Below are 18759 nucleotides of genomic sequence, written 5' to 3'. Positions count from 1 at the left end.
CATCCCCCATGCCCACGGGGGAAAGTCCTCATCCCGCCTTCAGCCGCGCTTCAGCACCCGCGCGCACCGTGGTGTCTCGCGGGTTGGAGCTTGGAGGACCACATGGGGCACGCCTCAAAGAGGAGTTGGCGGAGGGTCGTCGGCGTCGCCACGACGCTCGCGATCGCGGGCGTGGCTGCGGCGGCGCCATCGACTGCGGATCCGTCGCCTGCGGCATCCGCGCCAGCGGCGGCACAGGAAACGGCCGCGCAGGCAGACCCTGCTCGACAGCCGCTTGCGCTGCAGGCCTCGCTGTCCGTACTGCGGTCACGCCTTCGGACGATCTCGACCCGCGCGCCCGACGGTTCGCGATCCAACGTGATGCTCAATCGCGGCCTGGACATCCAGGTCGTCGAACTCCCGCGTGAAGGCGTGTCCATCGGTCCCCCGCCCAAGCGCGCGCATCACGCGTTGAGCATCGGCATGGCGGGTCCGAAACAGATGCTGCGCGGGTTGGGACTGGAGGCTACCGAGTGCGCCGCGCGGTTCCGCATGCCGTCGAAGCTCAGTCGAAAGGGTGACGGATCGGCTCAAATCGATGTGATGGCCCAGGTGGGCATGGGCTGCAAGTTCTGAGACGCTCAGGCGTAGAGCGTCGCACGACCTTCGCGGACGAAGCCCGCGAGCCGCAGTCCGCAGGACTGTGCCGTGCGGATCGCCAGATGCGTGGGCGCGCTGACAGCGGCCAGCATCGGCATGCCGGCGATGGCGGCCTTCTGGACCATCTCGAAGCTGGCGCGGCTGGTCACGGCGGCGAAGCCTTGCGAGGCGTCGATGCCGGCCTTGGCCATGGCGCCGATCAGCTTGTCGAGCGCGTTGTGGCGGCCGACGTCTTCGCGAGCGAGGACGACGCTGCCGTCCGGATGGCACCAGGCGGCGGCGTGGATGCCGCCGGTACGCTGCTGCAGCGGCTGTGCCGCGGCGAGCTCGCGCATCGCGCGCGACAGCGCGGGCACGAGGGCTCCGGCATCGGCGAGCGCCGCGGGCAACGGCGGCACCGGTCGATCCGGCACGCGGAACACCTGGTCGAGGTTGTCCGTGCCGCAGAGCCCGCAGCCCGTGCGGCCCGCCATGCTGCGGCGACGTTCCTTCAACAGCGCTTCGCAGCGCGCCGTGACGCGCAGCTGCAGGGCGACGCCGTTGGGCCGCGTGCGCACTTCGACATCGAGCAGATCCGCCGGCGAGGCCAGCAGTCCTTCGGTCAGCGAGAAGCCGAGCGCGAAGTCCTCCAGATCCAGCGGCGTCGCCAGCATCACCGCGTGCGAGAGCCCGTTGTACTCGAGCGCGATCGGCACTTCCTCGGCGACGAACTCCTCGTCCGCCGCGCGCGCGGCGCCGAGCCGCTCCGGCCGCACCGCGATCAGCGCGGAAGGCAGCGGGGCGTCGTCGTCGGAGAGCATGCAAGCGTCACTCATGGCGCCGGCTCCGCGTGACCGTCGTCCGCACCGTCTCCTCGACCCGCGGGCGTGATGCGGGCGATCCACCGGCCGTCGTCATCCACGCGCAGGCCGACCCAGCCGGGCCCCTGCGCGTCGCCGACGCGCGCATCGCTCATCAGCGTGTAGAGCCGCAGCAGCACGCTGACACGCAGCCCCGTCCGCTTGGCCAGCCGCGGCAGCGAGACGCCGTTGCCGCCGTCCAGCTCCGCCAGCGTCTCCAAGGCAAAACGCGCCTGCGCGGCCATGTCGCCCTCGTCCTCGATCTCCACGTCGACCTCGCGGTCCGGAGCGTCGCGGACGTCGGCGCCGGGCGCGTCGTCGCGGTTCATCGGAGCTGCCTCAGGCGCTCGCCCCGGCCACCGACCTGGCCTGGTCCTGCGGCAGCGGCGCGTCCTGCGTGCGCAGCGTCAGCACCACCGGGATGGACTTCGACGTCGGCGTGCCCGCGCCGATGGACACGCTGCTCAGCGGCACCAGCGCGTTGGTCTCCGGGAAGTAGCTGGCCAGGCAGCCGCGCGGGATGTCGTACTCGATCAGCACGAACTTCTCGGCCCGACGCGTGTCGCCGTCGCTGTAGACGCTGGTGATGTCGACCCACTCGCCGGCCTTCATGCCGATGGTCTTCAGGTCTTCCTTGTTGATGAACACCACGCGGCGATGGCCCCACACGCCGCGGTAGCGGTCGTCATTGCCGTAGATCGTCGTGTTGTACTGGTCGTGCGATCGCACCGTCGCCAGGTTGAACACCACCGTCTTCTCGTCGCCGCGCAGCCGCGCGCGCGCCTGATGCAGCGGCGTGTCCGTGGGCAGCGCGTAGGTGATGAAGTTGGCCTTGCCGGTCGGCGTGTTCCAGACCCGCTCCGATGCGGTGTTGCGCAGGCGGAAGCCGCCCGGCACCTTGATCTTCTCGTTGAAGCCGGCGAAGTCGTCGAAGACTTCCTCGATCTTGTCGCGGATGCGCGAGTAGTCCTCGACCAGCCACAGCCACGGCGTCTTGGAGCGGCCCTTCAGCGTCGCGGCCGCCAGGCGCGCCACGATCATGGGCTCCGACAGCAGGTGCTCCGACGCCGGCGCGTTCATGCCGCTGGAGATGTGCACCATGCTCATCGAGTCTTCCACCGTCACGCCCTGCGGGCCGGCGGCCTGCATGTCGATCTCGGTGCGGCCCAGGCACGGGAGCACCAGCGCTTCCTTGCCGTGGATGGTGTGGCTGCGGTTGAACTTGGTCGTCACGTGGACGGTCAGGTCGGTGTTGCGCAGCGCCTTCCAGGTCGCGATCGTGTCCGGCGTCGCCGAGGCGAAGTTGCCGCCCAGCGCGAAGAACACCTTGCCCTTGCCGTCGAGCATCGCCTGGATGGATTCGACGGTGCCGTAGCCGTTCTCGCGCGGCGGCTCGAAGCCGAACACCTGGCCGAGGCGGTCCAGCAGCGCCTTGGGCGGCTTCTCGTAGATGCCCATGGTGCGGTCGCCCTGCACGTTGGAGTGGCCGCGCACCGGGCAGGCGCCCGCGCCTTCGCGGCCCAGGTTGCCGCGCAGCATCAGCAGCGCCGCGATGTGCTGGATCGTGGCGACCGAGTGCTGGTGCTGGGTGATGCCCATGCCCCAGCAGATGATCACGCGCTTGGACTGCGCGTACAGGTCGCCGGCGGCGCAGAGCTGCTCCTGCGACAGGCCGGATTCGGCCTCCAGCGCTTCCCAGCTTTCAGCCCGGATGCTGGCCTCGAATGCCTCGATGCCGTTCGTGTGCTCGGCGATGAAGCCCAGGTCCAGCACGCGCTCGCCGCCGGCGGCCACCGCCGCGTCGTCGAGCTCGAAGACGCGCTTGCACAGCGCCTTCATCACGGCCATGTCGCCGCCGATGCGCAGCTGGAAGTAGTGGGTCGAGATCGGCGTGCTGCCCAGCGTCGCCATCTCCATCTTGTCCTGCGGATCGGCGAAGCGCTCCAGGCCGCGCTCGCGCAGCGGGTTGAAGCTGACGATCTTGCAGCCGCGCTTGGACGCTTCGCGCAGCTCGCCCAGCATGCGCGGGTGATTGGTGCCAGGGTTCTGGCCCATGATGAAGATCGCGTCCGCCTGCTCGAAGTCGTGCAGCGTCACCGTGCCCTTGCCGATGCCGATGGTCGGCTTCAGGCCCTGGCCGCTGGGCTCGTGGCACATGTTCGAGCAGTCGGGGAAGTTGTTGGTGCCGAACTCGCGCACGAACAGCTGGTACAGGAACGCGGCCTCGTTGCTGGCGCGGCCCGAGGTGTAGAACATCGCCTCGTTGGGGCTCTGCAGCGCGTTCAGGCGCGCGGCGATCAGCTCGAAGGCGTCGGCCCAGGCGATCGGCTTGTAGCGGTCCGTGGCGCGGTCGTAGACCAGCGGCTCGGTGATGCGGCCCATGTTCTCGAGGTCGAAGTCGGACCATTCCGCCAGCTCGCTGACGGTGTGTCCGCCCAGCACTTCGGCCGTGGCGCGGTGCGCGGTCGCCTCGGCGGCGATCGCCTTGGCGCCGTTCTCGCAGAACTCGAAGGTCGAGCGGTGATCCCGATCAGGCCAGGCGCAGCCGGGGCAATCGAAGCCGTCGGCCTGGTTGGCCGACAGCAGCGTCTTGGCGCCCTTCACCGCAACGCCTTGCGCCTGCAGGTGCTTTGCGACGCTCTTCAGCGCGCCCCAGCCGCCGGCCGGGCCCTTGTAGAAATGGATCTTCTGGTCGCTCATGTGTACCCCCGGTGTGCTCGTGCCTGCGGCCCGTCCAGACCACCCCCCGGGGGGATGGCGGGCCGGTTTGGGGCGGCCCGGCGCTGGGCCCGCCCCTCGCTAAGAAGGAAGAATGGCAGACCGAGGTCTGCCATCGTGATGCTCAGTATCGACGCTGGTCAACAACGCCGCGTACTGAGGGTGATCAGCTGAAGAACTTCGCGGCGCTCAGCAGCGTGCGATAGATGCCCCAGGCCAGCGGGATGCCCACGGCCAGCCAGGCCAGCGCGACCAGGAAAGTCGGCGTGGCGCGGCCGGCGCCCGGGCCGCTGCCCACTTCGGCGGCGGCGGCCTTCTCATGGGCCAGCTTCTTCTCGACGGCCAGTTCGGCGTCGGTCATGAAGTGCTTGTCGGCGACCGGACGGATGACCAGGTTGGCGATCAAGCCGATGACCAGCATGCCCACCAGGATGTACATCGTCTGGTTGTAGACCTGCTCGCGCGGGATGCCCAGGCCCAGCTGGTAGTCGCGCATGCCGTTCACGATGAACGGGCCCAGGATGCCGGCGGTGGCCCAGGCGGTCAGCAGACGGCCGTGGATGGCGCCGACGAACTGGGTGCCGAACAGGTCGCCCAGGTAGGCCGGCACGGTGGCGAAGCCACCGCCGTACATCGACAGGATCACGCACACCGCCGCCACGAAGGCCAGCTTGTGGCCCGCCGCGGCGCTGCTCGGCAGGCTGGCGTATAGCAGGCCGCCCAGCACGAAGAACACCGTGTAGGTCAGCTTGCGGCCAAGCTTGTCGGACAGCGAGGCCCAGACGAAACGTCCACCGATATTGAACAGGCTCAACAGCGCGGTGAAGCCGCCGGCGATGCCGGCGATCGCGGCCAGCTGGGTCTTGTCCAGTTCGGCGAACTTGGCTTCGACGCCGATCAGCGAGCCGCCGAAGATTTCCTGCAGCATCGGGCTGGCCATGCCGATCACGCCGATGCCGGCGGTCACGTTCATGCACAGCACGATCCACACCAGCCAGAACTGCGGGATGCCCCAGACCTTCTTCACGTGCACGTGGCGCTGCGTGATCATGGTGTTGCTGGCCTGCACGGCCGGCGGGGTCCAGCCCTCAGGCTTCCAGCCGGTCGGCGGCACGCGGTAGCCCAGCGCGCCGGCGACCATGAACACGAAGTACACGAGCGCCATCACGACGAAGGTCTGCATCACACCGGCGTCGCTCGGGGTGGCGAAGTGCTTCATCAGCTCGACGGCCAGCGGCGAACCGATCATCGCGCCGCCGCCGAAGCCCATGATGGCCATGCCGGTCGCCATGCCGCGACGGTCAGGGAACCACTTGATCAGCGTCGACACGGGCGAGATGTAGCCCAGGCCCAGGCCGATGCCGCCGATGACGCCGGAGCCCAGCACCATCAGCCAGAACTGGTGGGTGTGGATGCCGAAGGCGGAGATCAGCATGCCGCCGCACCAGCACACGGCCGAGACCAGGCCGGCCTTGCGCGGACCGGCGCGTTCCAGCCAACCGCCCCAGATCGCCGCGGAGCAGCCCAGGAACAGGAAGAACAGCATGTAGATGGTGCCCAGCGTCAGCACCGTCCAGTCGCAGCCGGTGGTGAACAGCTGAGCCAGGAAGCCCACATCCTTGCCGCACGCGGCGCCCGTCCCGGCGGTCTGCAGCATCTTGGACAGCGGCAGCCAGAACACCGAGAAGCCGTAGGCCATCCCGATGCACAGGTGGATGGCGAGCGCGCTCGGCGGCACCAGCCAGCGGTTGAAACCGGGAGCGGCGATGGTGCGCTCCTTGTCCAGCCAGCTCGCGCCGGCGGATCCGCCGCCCTGATCGGTCAGCACAGTAGACATGGGTCCTCCTCAAACACAACAAAAAAGGCGGCCGTGACACGGCCCGCTGATGACGAACGGCGCCGAACCCTCCAACGACGCCTTCCGGCCGCGTCCCTTGTTCCGACCGTTCCCGTCCCTTTCGGCATCAAGAAAGCGTTAGGAGAACGATTTCTGGTGACGGGCTGAAAAAGTTGGGGCAGAACGCTCGCGGCGCCGCGATCTTGACGCAAGTCATTGACATCCTTTGACAACCACACATAGCGAGCGGACATCTATCGCACGAAACCGACAGCCGGCAGCTATCCAACGCCGGGCGGTAACCGAATGTGGGAGCGGTCACATGGGCGATCAACGCACACCACCCCCTGCCGATCGGGCGCTTCCCAGGATCCATCGAAAAGGGCGGGCACCACGAGCGATTGTTGAGGTCCCCACAACGGTGCGTTGCCCGTCGCGGCATTTACGCGATCGGGGTGAATGCCTATTGTCCGGAGGTCTCCTGTCTCCGAAGGCGTCCATCAGCGCCTTCTTCGCCGGACCGCCCGACCTGGGCCGTCCGGTTTTTCTTTGGGCGCGAGAGCGACGAGGATCGCCGTTTGCCCCGATGGACACGTGGATGTATCGGGTTGAAACCTGCCGCTTGTCCTACAAGCCGTTGCGACATCAACCCACGGTCGACGCCCCCTCCACGGTCCAAAGTTGGTCCTAACCGATCTCCACCGATCGGTCCCCTCAAGCCCAAAGGAGAGACTGATGAACGCGACCAAATCCCTCGTGACCGGTGCCGTTGCCCTGACCGCCTTTGCCAGCGTGCTGGGTCTGGCGTATGCGCAGGTCGAGAACACGACCGAGTCCACCCAGACGCAGGCGACGCAGGAACAGTACCCCGCCACGCAGACTGAGCAGCAGATGCCGGCCGACCAGCAGACCCTGACGCCGGCCGACCAGTCGAACCAGGCGACCACGCAGCAGAACCAGACGACGCCCGAAGCGCAGTCGCAACAGACCCAGCCTGCTTCCACCGACCAGTGGCAGAACCAGCAACCGGCCACGCAGGACCCGATGCCGTCCGAGCCGACCAGCGCCGGCACGCCGGCCCCGCGCGCCGACCGCAACTGATCGGTGAGTCCACACCGCCACGCCCGGATCTGATCTCTCCCTGAAAGCCCACCATGCTGCGCGCCTCCAGCGGGTACTTCTTCAGCGATCCGCCCCCACCGGAACCGGTGAAGGGCGGGATCCCGAAGCATCTGCGGGAACGCGCGGGATGGGCGGCGCAGGGTCTGATCCTGGGCCTGGCCGGCGCGTTGCTGGCCTGGCCGGCAGCGACTTTCCTGATGAAGCAGCTGCGGCCGGCTCCGCCCGTCGTGGCACGACACACCCCTGCACCGGTCCAGCCGGTCGTCCACGCCCCCGCGCCAGTGTTGCGGACCGGCACGGCCGACTTCGGCAAGACCAAGGTTTCCAGACAGGCCCGCCAGCTCGCCCAATGGGTGATGGCGGGCTGGGATCACAACGGACGTCCGTTCGCGATCCTCGACAAGCGGCAGGCGCAAGTCCTGGTGTTCAGTCCCGAAGGCAAGCTCCAGGCGACCACGCCGGTGCTGCTGGGCTACGCCGCCGGCGACGACAGCGTCGCGGGCATCGGCTTGCGGCCCATCGCCGAGGTGAAGCCTTCCGAGCGCACCACACCCGCCGGCCGCTTCGTCGCGCAGCCCGGCAAGAATGCCGGGCACGAGGACGTGCTCTGGGTGGATTACGACGCCGCCGTGTCGATGCATCGCGTCCGCCCGACCAACCCCGCGGAGCGCCGGTTGGAGCGGCTCGCCTCCCCGACACCCAAGGACAACCGCATCAGCTTCGGCTGCATCAACATGCCGGTGAAATTCTTCGAACAGACGTTGTGGCCGACCTTCGGCAAGCGCGGTGGCATCGTGTACGTGCTGCCTGAAAAGAAGGCGATGGAACAGGTCTTCGCGGAGCAGATGCGCCGCGCCAAGGCCGGGCCGTCCACATGAAGCGGCCCATGTCCGCCTCGCCCCGCGCGTCCCTCCGCCCCCGCTTCCCCACCCGCAGCGCCCTCGCCTTCGCGACGGCGCTCGCGCTGGGTGCGGGTGCCTTCACGTCCGTGCATGCGCAGGTGAGCCGCGCCACGGTGCGCGGCCTCGTCAACGTGCCGGCCGGCGTCCAGTCCGGCGGCCTGAGCGTCACGGCGGTGAACAGCGCGAACGGCGCCCGCTATCGCACCAGCACCCGCGCCGACGGCCGCTACGCGCTCATCGGGCTGGCGCCGGGCGAGTACGTCGTCAGCGTCGCCGCCGCCGACGGCAAGCCGATCAAGACCGAACGCATCACCCTGTCCGTCGGCGAGAGCGCCGCGCTCGATCTGGGGGCTGCGCCCGTGGCGGAGACGCCGGACGCGATCCAGCTCGGCACCGTGACCGTCGAAGGCAACGCGAGCCGGCAAGGTGTCAAGGATTCACAGGTCGGCACGGTGGTGTCGCAGCGCATGATCGAGGCGCTGCCGCAGAACACGCGCAACTTCCTCAGCGCGGCGGACCTGGCGCCGGGCGTCGCCTTCTCGACCGATTCCAGCGGCCTGAGCCGGGTGCAATCGGGCGCGCAGGACTTCGACCACCTGAACGTCTTCATCGACGGCGTGGGCCAGAAGAACAACATCCTGCGCGGCGGCGTCAGCGGCCAGTCGGACACGCGCGGCAACCCGTTCCCGCAGTCCGCCATCTCCGAATACAAGGTGCTGACGCAGAACTACAAGGCCGAGTTCGACCAGGTCAGCAGCGCCGCGATCACGGCGGTGACGAAGTCCGGCACCAACGAGTTCCACGGCGAACTCTACGGCGACCGCACCGGCACCAACTGGCGCTCGAAGAACTCGCTGGAGAAGGAGCGCGAGGCCCAGGGCATCGCGCGGCCGTCGTCCGAAAAGTACGAGTACGGCGGCAGCGTGGGCGGCCCCATCGTCAAGGACAAGCTGCATTTCTTCGTCGCCTACGATGCGAAGCGGATCGAGGACTCGCGCCAGATCGCCGGCCAGAACTTCGAGAAGCTGCCCAACGCGGGCATCGTGCCCGAACTGCTGGCGCGACGCGGCAGCCAGGTCGATCCCTTCCACGAGGACCTGTTCTTCGGCAAGCTGGACGCGCAGCTCAACGACGAGCATCGCCTGACCCTCAGCGCGCGGCTGCGACGCGAGACCGACCGCATCGCCGAGGACCGCAACCTCTCGCTGCCCGGCAACGACAAGGAGCGCCGCAACGACGAGACGCGCATCGACCTGAAGCACGAGTGGTCGCGCGACGACTGGCTCAGCGAGGCGCGCATCGGCTACGAGGACTACCTCTGGAATCCGAAGTCGGCGTCGGACACGCCGCTCGTCCGCTACAAGGTCTCGACGGCATCGCCGCAGGTGCTGACGGCCTCGCAGGACGTGATCCTGGACGGCGGCTCGCCGGATGCGCAGCGGCGCAAGCAGCGCGGCACCTTCGTCTCGGAGGAGCTGACCTACACCGGTGCCGACGGCCACGTGATCAAGGGCGGCGTCAAGCTCAAGGACATGCGCTACGACCTCAGCGGCACGGCCAACTCGGTCGACGCGGTCGAGGTGCTGATCGACAACGTCACCGGCCTGCCCTACTGGGACGGCACCAACTGCCTGGGCACCAACGTCTCCAACAACGGCAGCACGAGCGCGCAGTGCAACATCCGGCGCGCGGCGGCGGCCTCGGGCGCCAGCTTCAAGAACAAGCAGTGGGGGCTGTACGTGCAGGACGACTGGGCCGTCACCAACAAGCTGGAGCTCAACCTCGGCGTCCGCTGGGACTACGAGGACAACATGCTGAACAACTCATACGCGACGCCGGCGGACCGCATCGCGGCGCTGATGGCGATCGACGGCGAGCGCTACGGCATCGTGCCGCCGGCGGGCCAGACTTACGCGCAGTCGCTGGCCAAGGGCGGCATCGACATCTCGCAATACATCAGCAGCGGCAACTCCCGCAAGGCGTTCAAGAACGCGATCGCGCCGCGGGTGGGGTTCTCCTATGACGTCTTCGGCAACCGCAACACGGTGGTCTTCGGCGGCTACGGCCGCAGCTACGACCGCACGATGGCGAATCACGCGCTCGATGAGTTGCAGAAGAACCAGGCGACCGGCGGCGAGATCTGGCTGATCCGCAACGACCTGAAGATGCCCTATGCGGACCAGTTCAGCATCGGGCTGCGGCAGGCGCTCACGAAGACGTGGAACGGCGAGATCGCGCTGAGCCGCGTCGAGGCGAAGAATCAGTTCGTCTGGTTCAGCGGCAACCGCGACGCCAACGGCGGCTTCGCGCAGCAGTCGTCCATCGATCCGCTGTGGGGCGGGCCGCCCGGCTTCGGGCAGGTGGTGCTCGGGGATTCGATCGGCCGGACGCGGACGGACTCGGTGTTCGTGAAGGCGGAGAAGCCTTACTCGGAATCGTCCGGCTGGACGGCCACGCTGGCCTACACCTACAGCGACGCGAAGACGACCAACCTGCAGTGGAGCAACGACACCTTCGACTGGACCTACGGCCGCGCGGGTCGCGGCTGGAATCCGAGCACGCTGGTGGACCGGCACAGGCTGGTCGGCGCGTTCATGACCGACAAGCTGCTGCCCTGGGGGCTGACCTTCTCGGCCAAGGGCACCTACGCGAGCGGCTTCCCGCGGCGCCTGACGAATTGCGTCGGCGGCACGCCGCAGTGTTTCCTCGTCGAAGGCGACTCGCCGAGCTTCCGGCAGATCGACATCAGCATCGGCAAGGCCTTCAAGTACGGCATCCACCAGGTGGCGCTGCGGCTGGACGTGCTGAACCTGCTCAACGCCGACAACTACGGCGGCTTCGACGACTGGATCGGCAACGCGCCGCAGGCCGGCGCGACGCCCAACCGGCTGGGCGGCGACAACCTCAACCTCGACAAGCCCAACAACATCCGCGGCGACAACCGCGCGATGCGGGTGGTGCTGAATTACAAGTTCTGACACGGCGCTCGCGGAGGCAGCCCGGCACCGCAAAGCGGGGACAAGGTCAGGGGGCGTGACGATCGGCGTGGGGGGTGGCCTGCCGGCTATGCTGGCCGGCATTGTTCATCGACAACCGCCGGACGCCATGACCACTGCCCTGCTCATCATCGATCTGCAACGCGCGCTCTGCGCCGGCAAGTACGCCTGCCACGAGGTCGACGCCGTCATCGGTCGCATCAACGGCCTGATCTCGCAGGCGCGGGACACCGGCACGCCGGTGGTGTTCGTCCAGCACGAGGAAGACGGCGACGGGCCGCTGCGCCACGGCAGCGAGGGCTGGCAGATCGACGATCGCCTGCACGCGCAGCCGGTCGACCGGCGCGTGTTCAAGACCTCGCCGGATTCGTTCCACAAGACCGACCTGGACGCGGTGCTGAAGGGATTCGGCGTGAAGCATCTGGTCGTTTGCGGCGCGCAGAGTGACTTCTGCGTCGACACGTCGACGCGTCGCGCGTTGAGCTCCGGTTACGACGTCACGCTGGTCGAGGACGGCCACACCACGATCGCCTACGGCGACCTCACGGCGCCGCAGATCATCGACCACCACACGCTGATCCTGCGCGACCTCAACAGCTTCGGGCCGAAGATGGAGGCGAAGAAGGCGGCGGAGATCAGCTTCAAAGCAAGCTGATCCGGCGATCTCGGATCACTTGAACGACGAGCGAGCGCTGGCAAGCCGCGACAACGTCATGTCGCACTGATCCACCGTCCCGATGCAATCGAGCCCGCGCGACTCGACCTCGCCCATCAGGCTCAGCCACGCGTTCAGGCCCTCCAGCGTGACCTTGGTGCGCGAGGTGCGGCTCCAGCCGCGCTCGGCCAGCTGCCCGAGATAGATCCAGGTCTGTCGGCGTGACAGCCCCGACAACTGCCCGATGCAGGCCTGCGACACCGGCAGCGCCAGGCTGTTGCCCACCGTGCCCGCGCGCTGCGAGCTGCTCAGCGCCGCCGCCAAGGTCGCCAGCACGCTGATCAGGCGCTGGAAGCCGTTGCCGGCCAAGCGCATCGTGATCTGGTCCTGCAGCCGCGAGGCCGTCGCCGCGTACAGCTCGCCGGTCGCAGCGTCGCGGTCCGGCGCGTTCGTGTCCTTCATCCGCGGCATCGGGATGTGGATGGTCGTCACGTCGACCAGCGCCGTCACGTCGTAACGCGCCGCCAGCTTGCCCAGCGGCGAATCCGCGCCGATCACGTCGCCCAGCCACAGCGCCGCCACGGCCACGCGCGTGTCCGCCGCGACCTTCGCCGCGAGAAAGGCCGCCCCGCCGCTGATCGCGATCCACTCGGCCAGCGGCGTGCCGGCCTCGATGATCTTCTGGCCGCGCCGGTACGTCCGGATCTGGCCGTCGGCCAGCCAGTCGTCGCTCGTCGCGTCCGGTGCGCCGTCGTGCGGCGGCGTCCGCGTCCCTCTCGTGCTCATGATGTGCTTTTCGTGGAGTCCGCCGGACAAGGCTCCGCCCTCCGCTTCTCATGCGGAACTGTCGCGAAAGCCATGGCGGCGAATCGTGGGTTATAGAAGCGGACCGCCGACCCCGATCGGTCGATAAGGCCCGTGGCGTCGGCCCGCTTTGCGGGTTGACGCGCGCGATCGGCGCGTCACCAGATCGACAGGCTCCTCGCCAGCACGCGCTGCAGCCAGCTGCGCGACGAGGCCTCCGAGACGTCGCCCTGCGCGACGCTTTCCAGGCTCGCGTTCACCACGTCGCGCGACGAGACCAGGTTGCCCGGGCGGATGTCGCGCGGATTCACGATCCCCGAGAAGCGCAGCGTGTTCACGCCCTTGTTCAGGCCCACGTTGCGCTCACCGGCCACCAGCAGGTTGCCGTTGGGCAGCACGTTGATGACGCTCACCGCCACCGTGGTGGTGAAGCTGTTGTCCGTCTCCGTCGTGCCCGAGCCCTTGAACGAGTCGCTGCCCGCGGCCGTCGCGTCGACGTTGAGCAGCCGCTCCACCACGCCGATCCTGCTCTGGCCGCCCGGTCCGTGCACCGCGAGCTTGTTGTCGCGGCTGGTGTCGGTCGTCTGCTTCTGGCTCGCCTTCAGCGTCTCCTGGATGTCCACCTTCAGCGTGTCGCCGATCGCGCTCGGACGCTTCTCGCCCGAGAACAGCGAGGTCGGCGACATGGTCGGCTGGTAGATCGCGCCGTTGTTCGGCCGCTCGATGTACATCGGCGCCTGCGGCGGCGTCACCATCATCGGACCGGCCACCGTCGGCGGCGTGCCGGCGCAACCGCCGAGCACGCCCAAGCCGGCCAGCAGGACGGCCGCGAGCGGCATCGTGGCATCGCTCATGGCGCCACGGGACTTGTTCTTCGACATCATGCCCTCCCCTCAGCTCTGGAAACCGGTGATCAGCGCCTTCACCACCGGCGCGATCTTGTTGCGCGTCCCGGCCCAGCGGGCCAGGCCGAAGTTCTCCTCGGCGACGTAGCTGCTGGTCGACAGCAGCGTCCCGTCGGCGCGGTGCAGGCTCAGCGACGCGGCGCTGAGGTTGGCGCGGTAGCCGCTGGCCATCGGCGGCACGCCCCATTCGATCGTCGCGACGTAGCGCAGCCACACCCCGCACTGCTGCAGCCCCGTGCCGGGCTCGTACACGCGGCTGTCCACGCCCTGCCCCTTCAGCTCCGCCTGCATCGCCGGAACCAGGTCCTCCAGCGGGGCGTTGCGGTTGAATTCGATGCACAGCGTGCGCACCGGCGCGTCGCCGTGGTGGACCGTGTTGCTGGCCTTCGCCGGCGCGGCGGTCGCGAGCACCGTCGAGGTCGCGGTGCCCGCGCCCTTGAGCAGTTCCCACGCGGGCACCGGACTCAGCGCACTGCAACCGGCCAGGCCGGCGGCCGCCGTCCACATCAAGGTCGTCCTCAGGATCGTCCGCAGGCGCATGACCCGACCCTCAGACCAGCTCGTCGAGGATGGCGCCGCCGCCCAGCGCCACCAGCACGCCGTAGCCGACGACATTGCCGAGCACGTTCCCGACACCGCCGGCGACGTCCCCGACCGTGTCGGTGACGACGTCGGCGACCGTCTCGACGGCCTCCACCGCGTCGCCGGCCAGCGCCTGGAGGCCCTTGGCGCTGATGGTGGCCGTGACGCCGAGCACGGGGCCCAGCGTCAGGCTGGGTCCGCCGCCCCGGGACGATCCCGGGTGCCCGCCCGACGACGCGGCGCGGCCGCTCTCGTGCGGGCCGTCGGAGGACGTCGCCAGCGCGACCAGGCTGGACAGGAGGGGCACGCTGCTCACGGGACGCTCCCGGCGTCGATCAGCCGCGCGCGGCCAGCGAGGCCGTGTCGAGCGACAAGGTGGGCGACAGCGCGGACGAAGGCGTCGACGTCCCCGCCGCGGGCGCCGCGGCCATCGGGGCCGTCGCCGCGGACGCCGGCGCGCCGGCCTTCGCGTCGTTCAGCATCCTGGTGAAATCGGGCGCGCCGTTGGCGGCCTTGGCAGCCTTGGCCGCGCCGGCGGACGCGGGGGCGCCGACGTGGGCCGTCGGCGACGAAGAAGCGTTGGACTTGACGTGCATGGCGAAGCGCTCTCGTTCGTTGGGGTGAACGGATTCTTCGCCGCGGCCGCCTCCCGGCATGCCGCGATGAGCGCAACGATCGCGGCGGTCGTCGCGGGCTCGGTGAACTGCATCACCGAGCGCTCGGAACTGAGGGCTGTCTTCGCCGCTTCACCGGCTCAAGTTCGCGCGAGGGCGGCACCCGCGCGGGCGGTCAACGCGCAGGAAGGGCGAGGGCCGACAAAGCGAAAGGGTGAGGGCCGAAAAGGGTCAGGTCATGCGCCGCGGCTCTGATGCGCCATCGCTTCGGTCCACTCGTCCCAGGTGGACTCGGTGACCTCCAGGCCCACCAGCGCGGGCGGATCCTCGACCGGCCAGCCGGACGGGCTGAAGGGAATGCGCCGTTGCAGCAACACCTCCGTCTGCCGCAGGATGAGCTGCATGGCCGAACTGAACGGATGGCCGGGCTCTCCGGCGGGCGGCGCGAATCGTTGTCGCATGGTCCTCTCCTGATGAGTTCCCACTATCAAGGGGAGACGGCTCGAGTGCCATCCCACCATAGGGTGAACTAGGGGGGATATCCACCGCATCAGATTGATCACTTCGATCTGATGGAACTGATGGATGACCGCATGGGCCCGCCACCGCCGCGGGCCCTCACCCCCTCGCCCGCTCCCGCAAGCGGGCGAGGGCGCAACAGGTCAGATCACCTGACGCAGCAGCGCGTAGAGCGCAATGGCGCCGGAGACCACGGCGCAGGCGGTCTTCATCGAACGGTTGGCCACGAAGGCGCCGATCAGGCTGCTGACCAGGATGGCGGCGAAGAGGTAGTTGGTTTTCATGGGCCGCGATTGTGGCGGCGCGCCGGAAGCGCTCCGGCGAACGCCGCGGCGCGGATCAGACAGTCGCGCGATCGGGCCGGTTGATCTCGACGGTCACGTGAACAAGTTCCTCGTGGATGGACAGCATCCTGCGGACGTCGTCGGGCAGCGCCTCGGGACTGTCGGTCACCAGCGACACGATGCACGCGTACTGCGCGCGACCGACGCGCCACACATGCAGGTCGGCGATCGTCGCCGGCCATGGCGCGGCGGCGATGACCTCGCGGATCTCGTCGACCACCGGCGCATCCATCTCGGCGTCCAGCAGCACGCGGCCGGTGTCTTGCAGCAGCCCGCGCGCCCACACCGCCACCAGCACCGCGCCGGCAATGCCCATCACCGGGTCCAGCCAATCCGCGCCCCACCACCGGCCGCCCAGCAGCGCCACGATCGCCAGCACCGAGGTGGCGGCGTCGGCCAGCACATGCACGTAGGCGGCGCGGAGGTTCAAGTCGTCGTGGCCATGTCCCTGCGCGTCGGCGCGCGCATGCTCATGCCCGTGCGCATGGCCGTGGCCGTGGCCGTGGTCATGCCCATGATGATGTTCGCCGCGCAGCAGCCACGCGCAGGCGAGGTTCACGACCAGCCCGATCGCGGCGACCGCGATCGCCTCGTCGTAGTGGATGGGCGTCGGCGCGATGAGCCGTTCGACCGACTGCCACAGCATCAGCCCCGCGACGCCGACCAGCAGCAGCGCGCTGCTATAGCCGCCGAGGATCTCGATCTTCCAGGTGCCGAAGGCGAAGCGCCCGTCTTTCGCCCAGCGACGCGCGGCGCCGTAGGCCAGCAGCGACACGCCCAGCGCCACCGCGTGCGAGCTCATGTGCCAGCCGTCGGCCAGCAGCGCCATCGAGTTGAAGACATAGCCGCCGACGATCTCCGCGACCATCATCAGCACCGTCAGCAGTACGGCCCAGCGCGTGTTGCGTGCGGCAAGCGGATTGCCTTCGTCGAACACATGCGAGTGATGCCAGCGTGTGGCGGAGGGGGCGGACATGGACGGTGAGCGCGACGAAGACATGGCGGGCGGCGGAGCGCGGGCGAGCGTCGGATGACGAAGCGCCACAGTATCCGGTCGACCTTCCGGTGGCGGACGGGAGACCCCGCGCGGGACGGGTCATCCGACGGGGGTAGACTCGCCCGCAGTTTTCAAACCAAAGCGATGGGACCCTGGGTGGACACAGAGGAGCGCAAGCCCTTGCAGGTGGTGGTGCTCGGCGGATCGGCGGGCAGCATCGACGCGCTCGGCACCGTCCTGGGTGCGCTACCGAACGAACCGGGCTTCGCGGTCCTGGTCATCACCCACCTCGACCCCAACGAGGAGACCAGGCTGCCCGAGGTCCTGCAGGACCGCACCACGCTCCCGGTGGAGCGACTGGAGCACCTCACCAAGGTGCAGCACGGCCGCGTCTACGTGATGCCCGAGAACGCCGGCGTCATGGCGCTGGACGGCCACTTCCGCCTCACCCGCCGCACGCCCGGCCTGCACCTGCCGATCGACGCCTTCCTGGCCTCGCTGGCGCAGGATCCCGACCTCGACGGCGCGGTCGTCATCCTGTCGGGCACCGGCCAGGACGGCGCGGCCGGCATCGTCGACCTGAAGGCCACCGGCGGCTTCATCCTGGCGCAGGCGCCCAACACCGCCGAACACGACGGCATGCCTGTGGCCGCCATCAACACCGGCCTGGTGGACGAGGTCCTGCCCCCGGACGAGATCCCCGCCGCGCTGCTGCGCCGCTTCGGCGAGCCGCATCACGAAGGCGACCTGCCCGGCTCGGGCGGTGTCGCGCAGGACGTCGACGCGCTGGAGACCGCGCTGACCATCGTCCAGCAGAAGGCCGGCGTCAACCTCGGCTACGTCAAGGACGTCAACCTGCGCCGCCGCTTCCTGCGCCGCGTGCTGCTGCAGAAGGACCGCGACCTGGCCGCCTACCTGCAGTTCCTGCGCACCGATCCCTACGAGGCCGCCGCGCTGCGCGACGACGTGCTGATCGGCGTCACCGCGTTCTTCCGCGACGCGGAGTTCGTCAACGTGCTGCGCCAGGTCGTCCTGCCCAAGCTGCTGGCGCTGCGCCACGACCCGATCCGCATCTGGGTGCCCGCCTGCTCGACCGGCGAGGAGGTCTACACGATCGCCATGCTGCTCAAGGAGGCGATGAACTCCGACGGCATCCACCGCCGCGTCCAGATCTTCGGCACCGACCTGAACGAGGCCTCGATCGAGACCGCCCGCGCCGGCCGGTACTCGGCCGCGGCGCTGGAGAACGTGCCGCAGGCCTTCCGCGACACGGCCTTCGTGCCGAGCACCGGCGGCTACCTCGTGGCCAAGGACCTGCGCGAGATGTGCGTGTTCGCGCGCCACAACCTGCTGACGCACGCGCCGTTCTCGGGCATGGGCCTGATCAGCTGCCGCAACATGCTGATCTACCTGCGCAAGGAAGCGCAGCAGCATGTCTTCGAGGTGCTGCACTACGCCTGCCGCAACGACGGCTTCATGCTGCTGGGCCGCGCCGAGGCGGCCTCGGTCGCCGACGGCTTCGAACACGCCGGCGCGCCGCACCTGTACCGCAAGCTGCCGAACTCGCGCCGCCACCGGCCGCTGTTCCCCATCGACGCGATGCGCCCCTGGGTCAGCGACGGCGACGCGCCGCGCGTGCCGCAGGCGCCCCCGCCGGACCTGGTCAGCGAGGCCGCCAACCGGGTCGCGCTCGCGCGTTATGCGCCGCCGGGCTTCGTCGTCAGCCAGGGCGGCGAGGTGGTGCAGTTCCGGGGCGACGTGTCGGCCTTCATCGCGCCGGCCAGCGGCGAAGCGACCCTCGCGCTGCCGCGCCTGCTGGACGCGGCTCTCAACGTGCCGGTCCGTACCGCGCTCGTCGAGGCCAAGCGCACCGGGCAGCCGGTGCGCCGCGAACGCATCGGCTTCAAGGAGCGGCGCTACGTGCTGGAGGTGCTGCCGCTGGAGGCCGGCGAGGCCGCCCAGCATTTCCTGGTCACCCTCGCGCCCGAGCCCCACGAGCCGGCCGCCGATGCGGCGTCGGCGCTGTCCACGCCGCCCTTCTCGCCCGGCGGCGCCCGCGCGCGCGTCGACGAGCTCGAACGCACCGTCACCACGCTGTCCGACGAACTCGAGGCGACCCAGGCGCAGCTGCGCACGCTGGTCGTCGAGTTCGAGTCGGCCAACGAAGAGCTGCGCACGGCCAACGAGGAGATGCTCAGCACCAACGAGGAACTCCAGAGCGCCAACGAAGAGCTGCAGAGCGCCAAGCAGGAACTCGAATCGGCCAACCAGGAGCTGCTCTCGCTG

The 18759-nt window shown here is 69.1% G+C and carries 18 protein-coding genes; 6 read left to right on the top strand and 12 right to left on the bottom strand.

Annotated elements, in window-relative coordinates:
• Nucleotides 1-90: 90 nt before the first annotated feature.
• The gene (locus PV762_RS24025) at nucleotides 91-615 is read left to right on the top strand and encodes a hypothetical protein (RefSeq protein WP_421037524.1); all 525 of its coding nucleotides are present in this window, start codon (nucleotides 91-93) and stop codon (nucleotides 613-615) included.
• A gap of 5 nt (nucleotides 616-620) precedes the next feature.
• On the opposite strand, the gene fdhD is transcribed toward PV762_RS24025, so the two are convergent.
• The 4 genes from fdhD to PV762_RS24005 all read right to left on the bottom strand — a co-directional run bounded on the left by fdhD (nucleotide 621) and on the right by PV762_RS24005 (nucleotide 6033).
• Nucleotides 621-1454: a formate dehydrogenase accessory sulfurtransferase FdhD gene (gene fdhD, locus PV762_RS24020; RefSeq protein WP_421037523.1), complete on the bottom strand. Its 834-nt coding sequence runs from the start codon at nucleotides 1452-1454 to the stop codon at nucleotides 621-623.
• Nucleotides 1451-1807, bottom strand: a complete 357-nt coding sequence (locus tag PV762_RS24015; protein ID WP_421037522.1) for a hypothetical protein — start codon at nucleotides 1805-1807, stop codon at nucleotides 1451-1453. The genes fdhD and PV762_RS24015 overlap by 4 nt, the downstream gene beginning before the upstream one ends.
• A gap of 10 nt (nucleotides 1808-1817) precedes the next feature.
• A complete protein-coding gene (locus PV762_RS24010; RefSeq protein WP_421037521.1) occupies nucleotides 1818-4178 on the bottom strand; it encodes an FdhF/YdeP family oxidoreductase in 2361 nt (786 codons plus the stop codon).
• A 184-nt stretch (nucleotides 4179-4362) separates the two neighbouring features.
• Nucleotides 4363-6033, bottom strand: coding sequence for an OFA family MFS transporter (locus tag PV762_RS24005; protein ID WP_421037520.1), 1671 nt, complete (start codon nucleotides 6031-6033; stop codon nucleotides 4363-4365).
• Nucleotides 6034-6768: 735 nt separating this feature from the next.
• Here PV762_RS24005 and PV762_RS24000 point away from each other — a divergent pair.
• The 4 genes from PV762_RS24000 (at nucleotide 6769) to PV762_RS23985 (ending at nucleotide 11708) form a co-directional block, all read left to right on the top strand.
• Nucleotides 6769-7134, top strand: a complete 366-nt coding sequence (locus PV762_RS24000; RefSeq protein WP_421037519.1) for a hypothetical protein — start codon at nucleotides 6769-6771, stop codon at nucleotides 7132-7134.
• Between the two features lie 53 nt (nucleotides 7135-7187).
• On the top strand, nucleotides 7188-8033 hold the full coding sequence (locus tag PV762_RS23995) for a hypothetical protein (protein ID WP_421037518.1): 846 nt from the start codon (nucleotides 7188-7190) through the stop codon (nucleotides 8031-8033).
• A gap of 8 nt (nucleotides 8034-8041) precedes the next feature.
• Complete coding sequence (locus PV762_RS23990) at nucleotides 8042-11035, top strand: TonB-dependent receptor (RefSeq protein WP_421037517.1); 2994 nt, start codon at nucleotides 8042-8044, stop codon at nucleotides 11033-11035.
• Between the two features lie 127 nt (nucleotides 11036-11162).
• A complete protein-coding gene (locus PV762_RS23985) occupies nucleotides 11163-11708 on the top strand; it encodes a cysteine hydrolase family protein (protein ID WP_421037516.1) in 546 nt (181 codons plus the stop codon).
• 15 nt (nucleotides 11709-11723) lie between these two features.
• Here the strand turns inward: PV762_RS23985 and PV762_RS23980 are convergent, their stop codons facing one another.
• From PV762_RS23980 to dmeF, 8 genes are all read right to left on the bottom strand, one after another.
• A complete protein-coding gene (locus tag PV762_RS23980; protein ID WP_421037515.1) occupies nucleotides 11724-12494 on the bottom strand; it encodes a Crp/Fnr family transcriptional regulator in 771 nt (256 codons plus the stop codon).
• Nucleotides 12495-12670: 176 nt separating this feature from the next.
• A complete protein-coding gene (locus PV762_RS23975) occupies nucleotides 12671-13393 on the bottom strand; it encodes a flagellar basal body L-ring protein FlgH (protein ID WP_421037514.1) in 723 nt (240 codons plus the stop codon).
• 12 nt (nucleotides 13394-13405) lie between these two features.
• Nucleotides 13406-13957: a cell division protein FtsI gene (locus tag PV762_RS23970; protein WP_421037513.1), complete on the bottom strand. Its 552-nt coding sequence runs from the start codon at nucleotides 13955-13957 to the stop codon at nucleotides 13406-13408.
• A gap of 10 nt (nucleotides 13958-13967) precedes the next feature.
• Nucleotides 13968-14315 (bottom strand): hypothetical protein, encoded by a 348-nt coding sequence (locus PV762_RS23965; protein WP_421037512.1) that lies wholly within the window; start codon nucleotides 14313-14315, stop codon nucleotides 13968-13970.
• 19 nt (nucleotides 14316-14334) lie between these two features.
• The gene (locus PV762_RS23960) at nucleotides 14335-14595 is read right to left on the bottom strand and encodes a hypothetical protein (RefSeq protein WP_421037511.1); all 261 of its coding nucleotides are present in this window, start codon (nucleotides 14593-14595) and stop codon (nucleotides 14335-14337) included.
• A gap of 254 nt (nucleotides 14596-14849) precedes the next feature.
• Nucleotides 14850-15074 (bottom strand): hypothetical protein, encoded by a 225-nt coding sequence (locus PV762_RS23955; RefSeq protein WP_421037510.1) that lies wholly within the window; start codon nucleotides 15072-15074, stop codon nucleotides 14850-14852.
• Between the two features lie 201 nt (nucleotides 15075-15275).
• Nucleotides 15276-15416 carry a hypothetical protein gene (locus PV762_RS23950; RefSeq protein WP_421037509.1) on the bottom strand — a complete coding sequence of 47 codons (141 nt, stop codon included), beginning with the start codon at nucleotides 15414-15416 and terminating at the stop codon, nucleotides 15276-15278.
• A 55-nt stretch (nucleotides 15417-15471) separates the two neighbouring features.
• Nucleotides 15472-16452: a CDF family Co(II)/Ni(II) efflux transporter DmeF gene (gene dmeF, locus PV762_RS23945; protein WP_421037508.1), complete on the bottom strand. Its 981-nt coding sequence runs from the start codon at nucleotides 16450-16452 to the stop codon at nucleotides 15472-15474.
• Nucleotides 16453-16629: 177 nt separating this feature from the next.
• On the opposite strand from dmeF, the gene PV762_RS23940 reads away from it, so the two are divergent.
• On the top strand, nucleotides 16630-18759 hold a 2130-nt coding region (locus PV762_RS23940), incomplete at its 3' end, for a CheR family methyltransferase (protein WP_421037507.1).

The sequence above is a fragment of the Mitsuaria sp. CC2 genome, from assembly GCF_048957715.1.
Classification (GTDB): Bacteria; Pseudomonadota; Gammaproteobacteria; order Burkholderiales; family Burkholderiaceae_C; genus Roseateles.
Note: the sequence above shows the minus strand (reverse complement) of the source record. Positions and strands in the feature narration are given on the sequence as shown.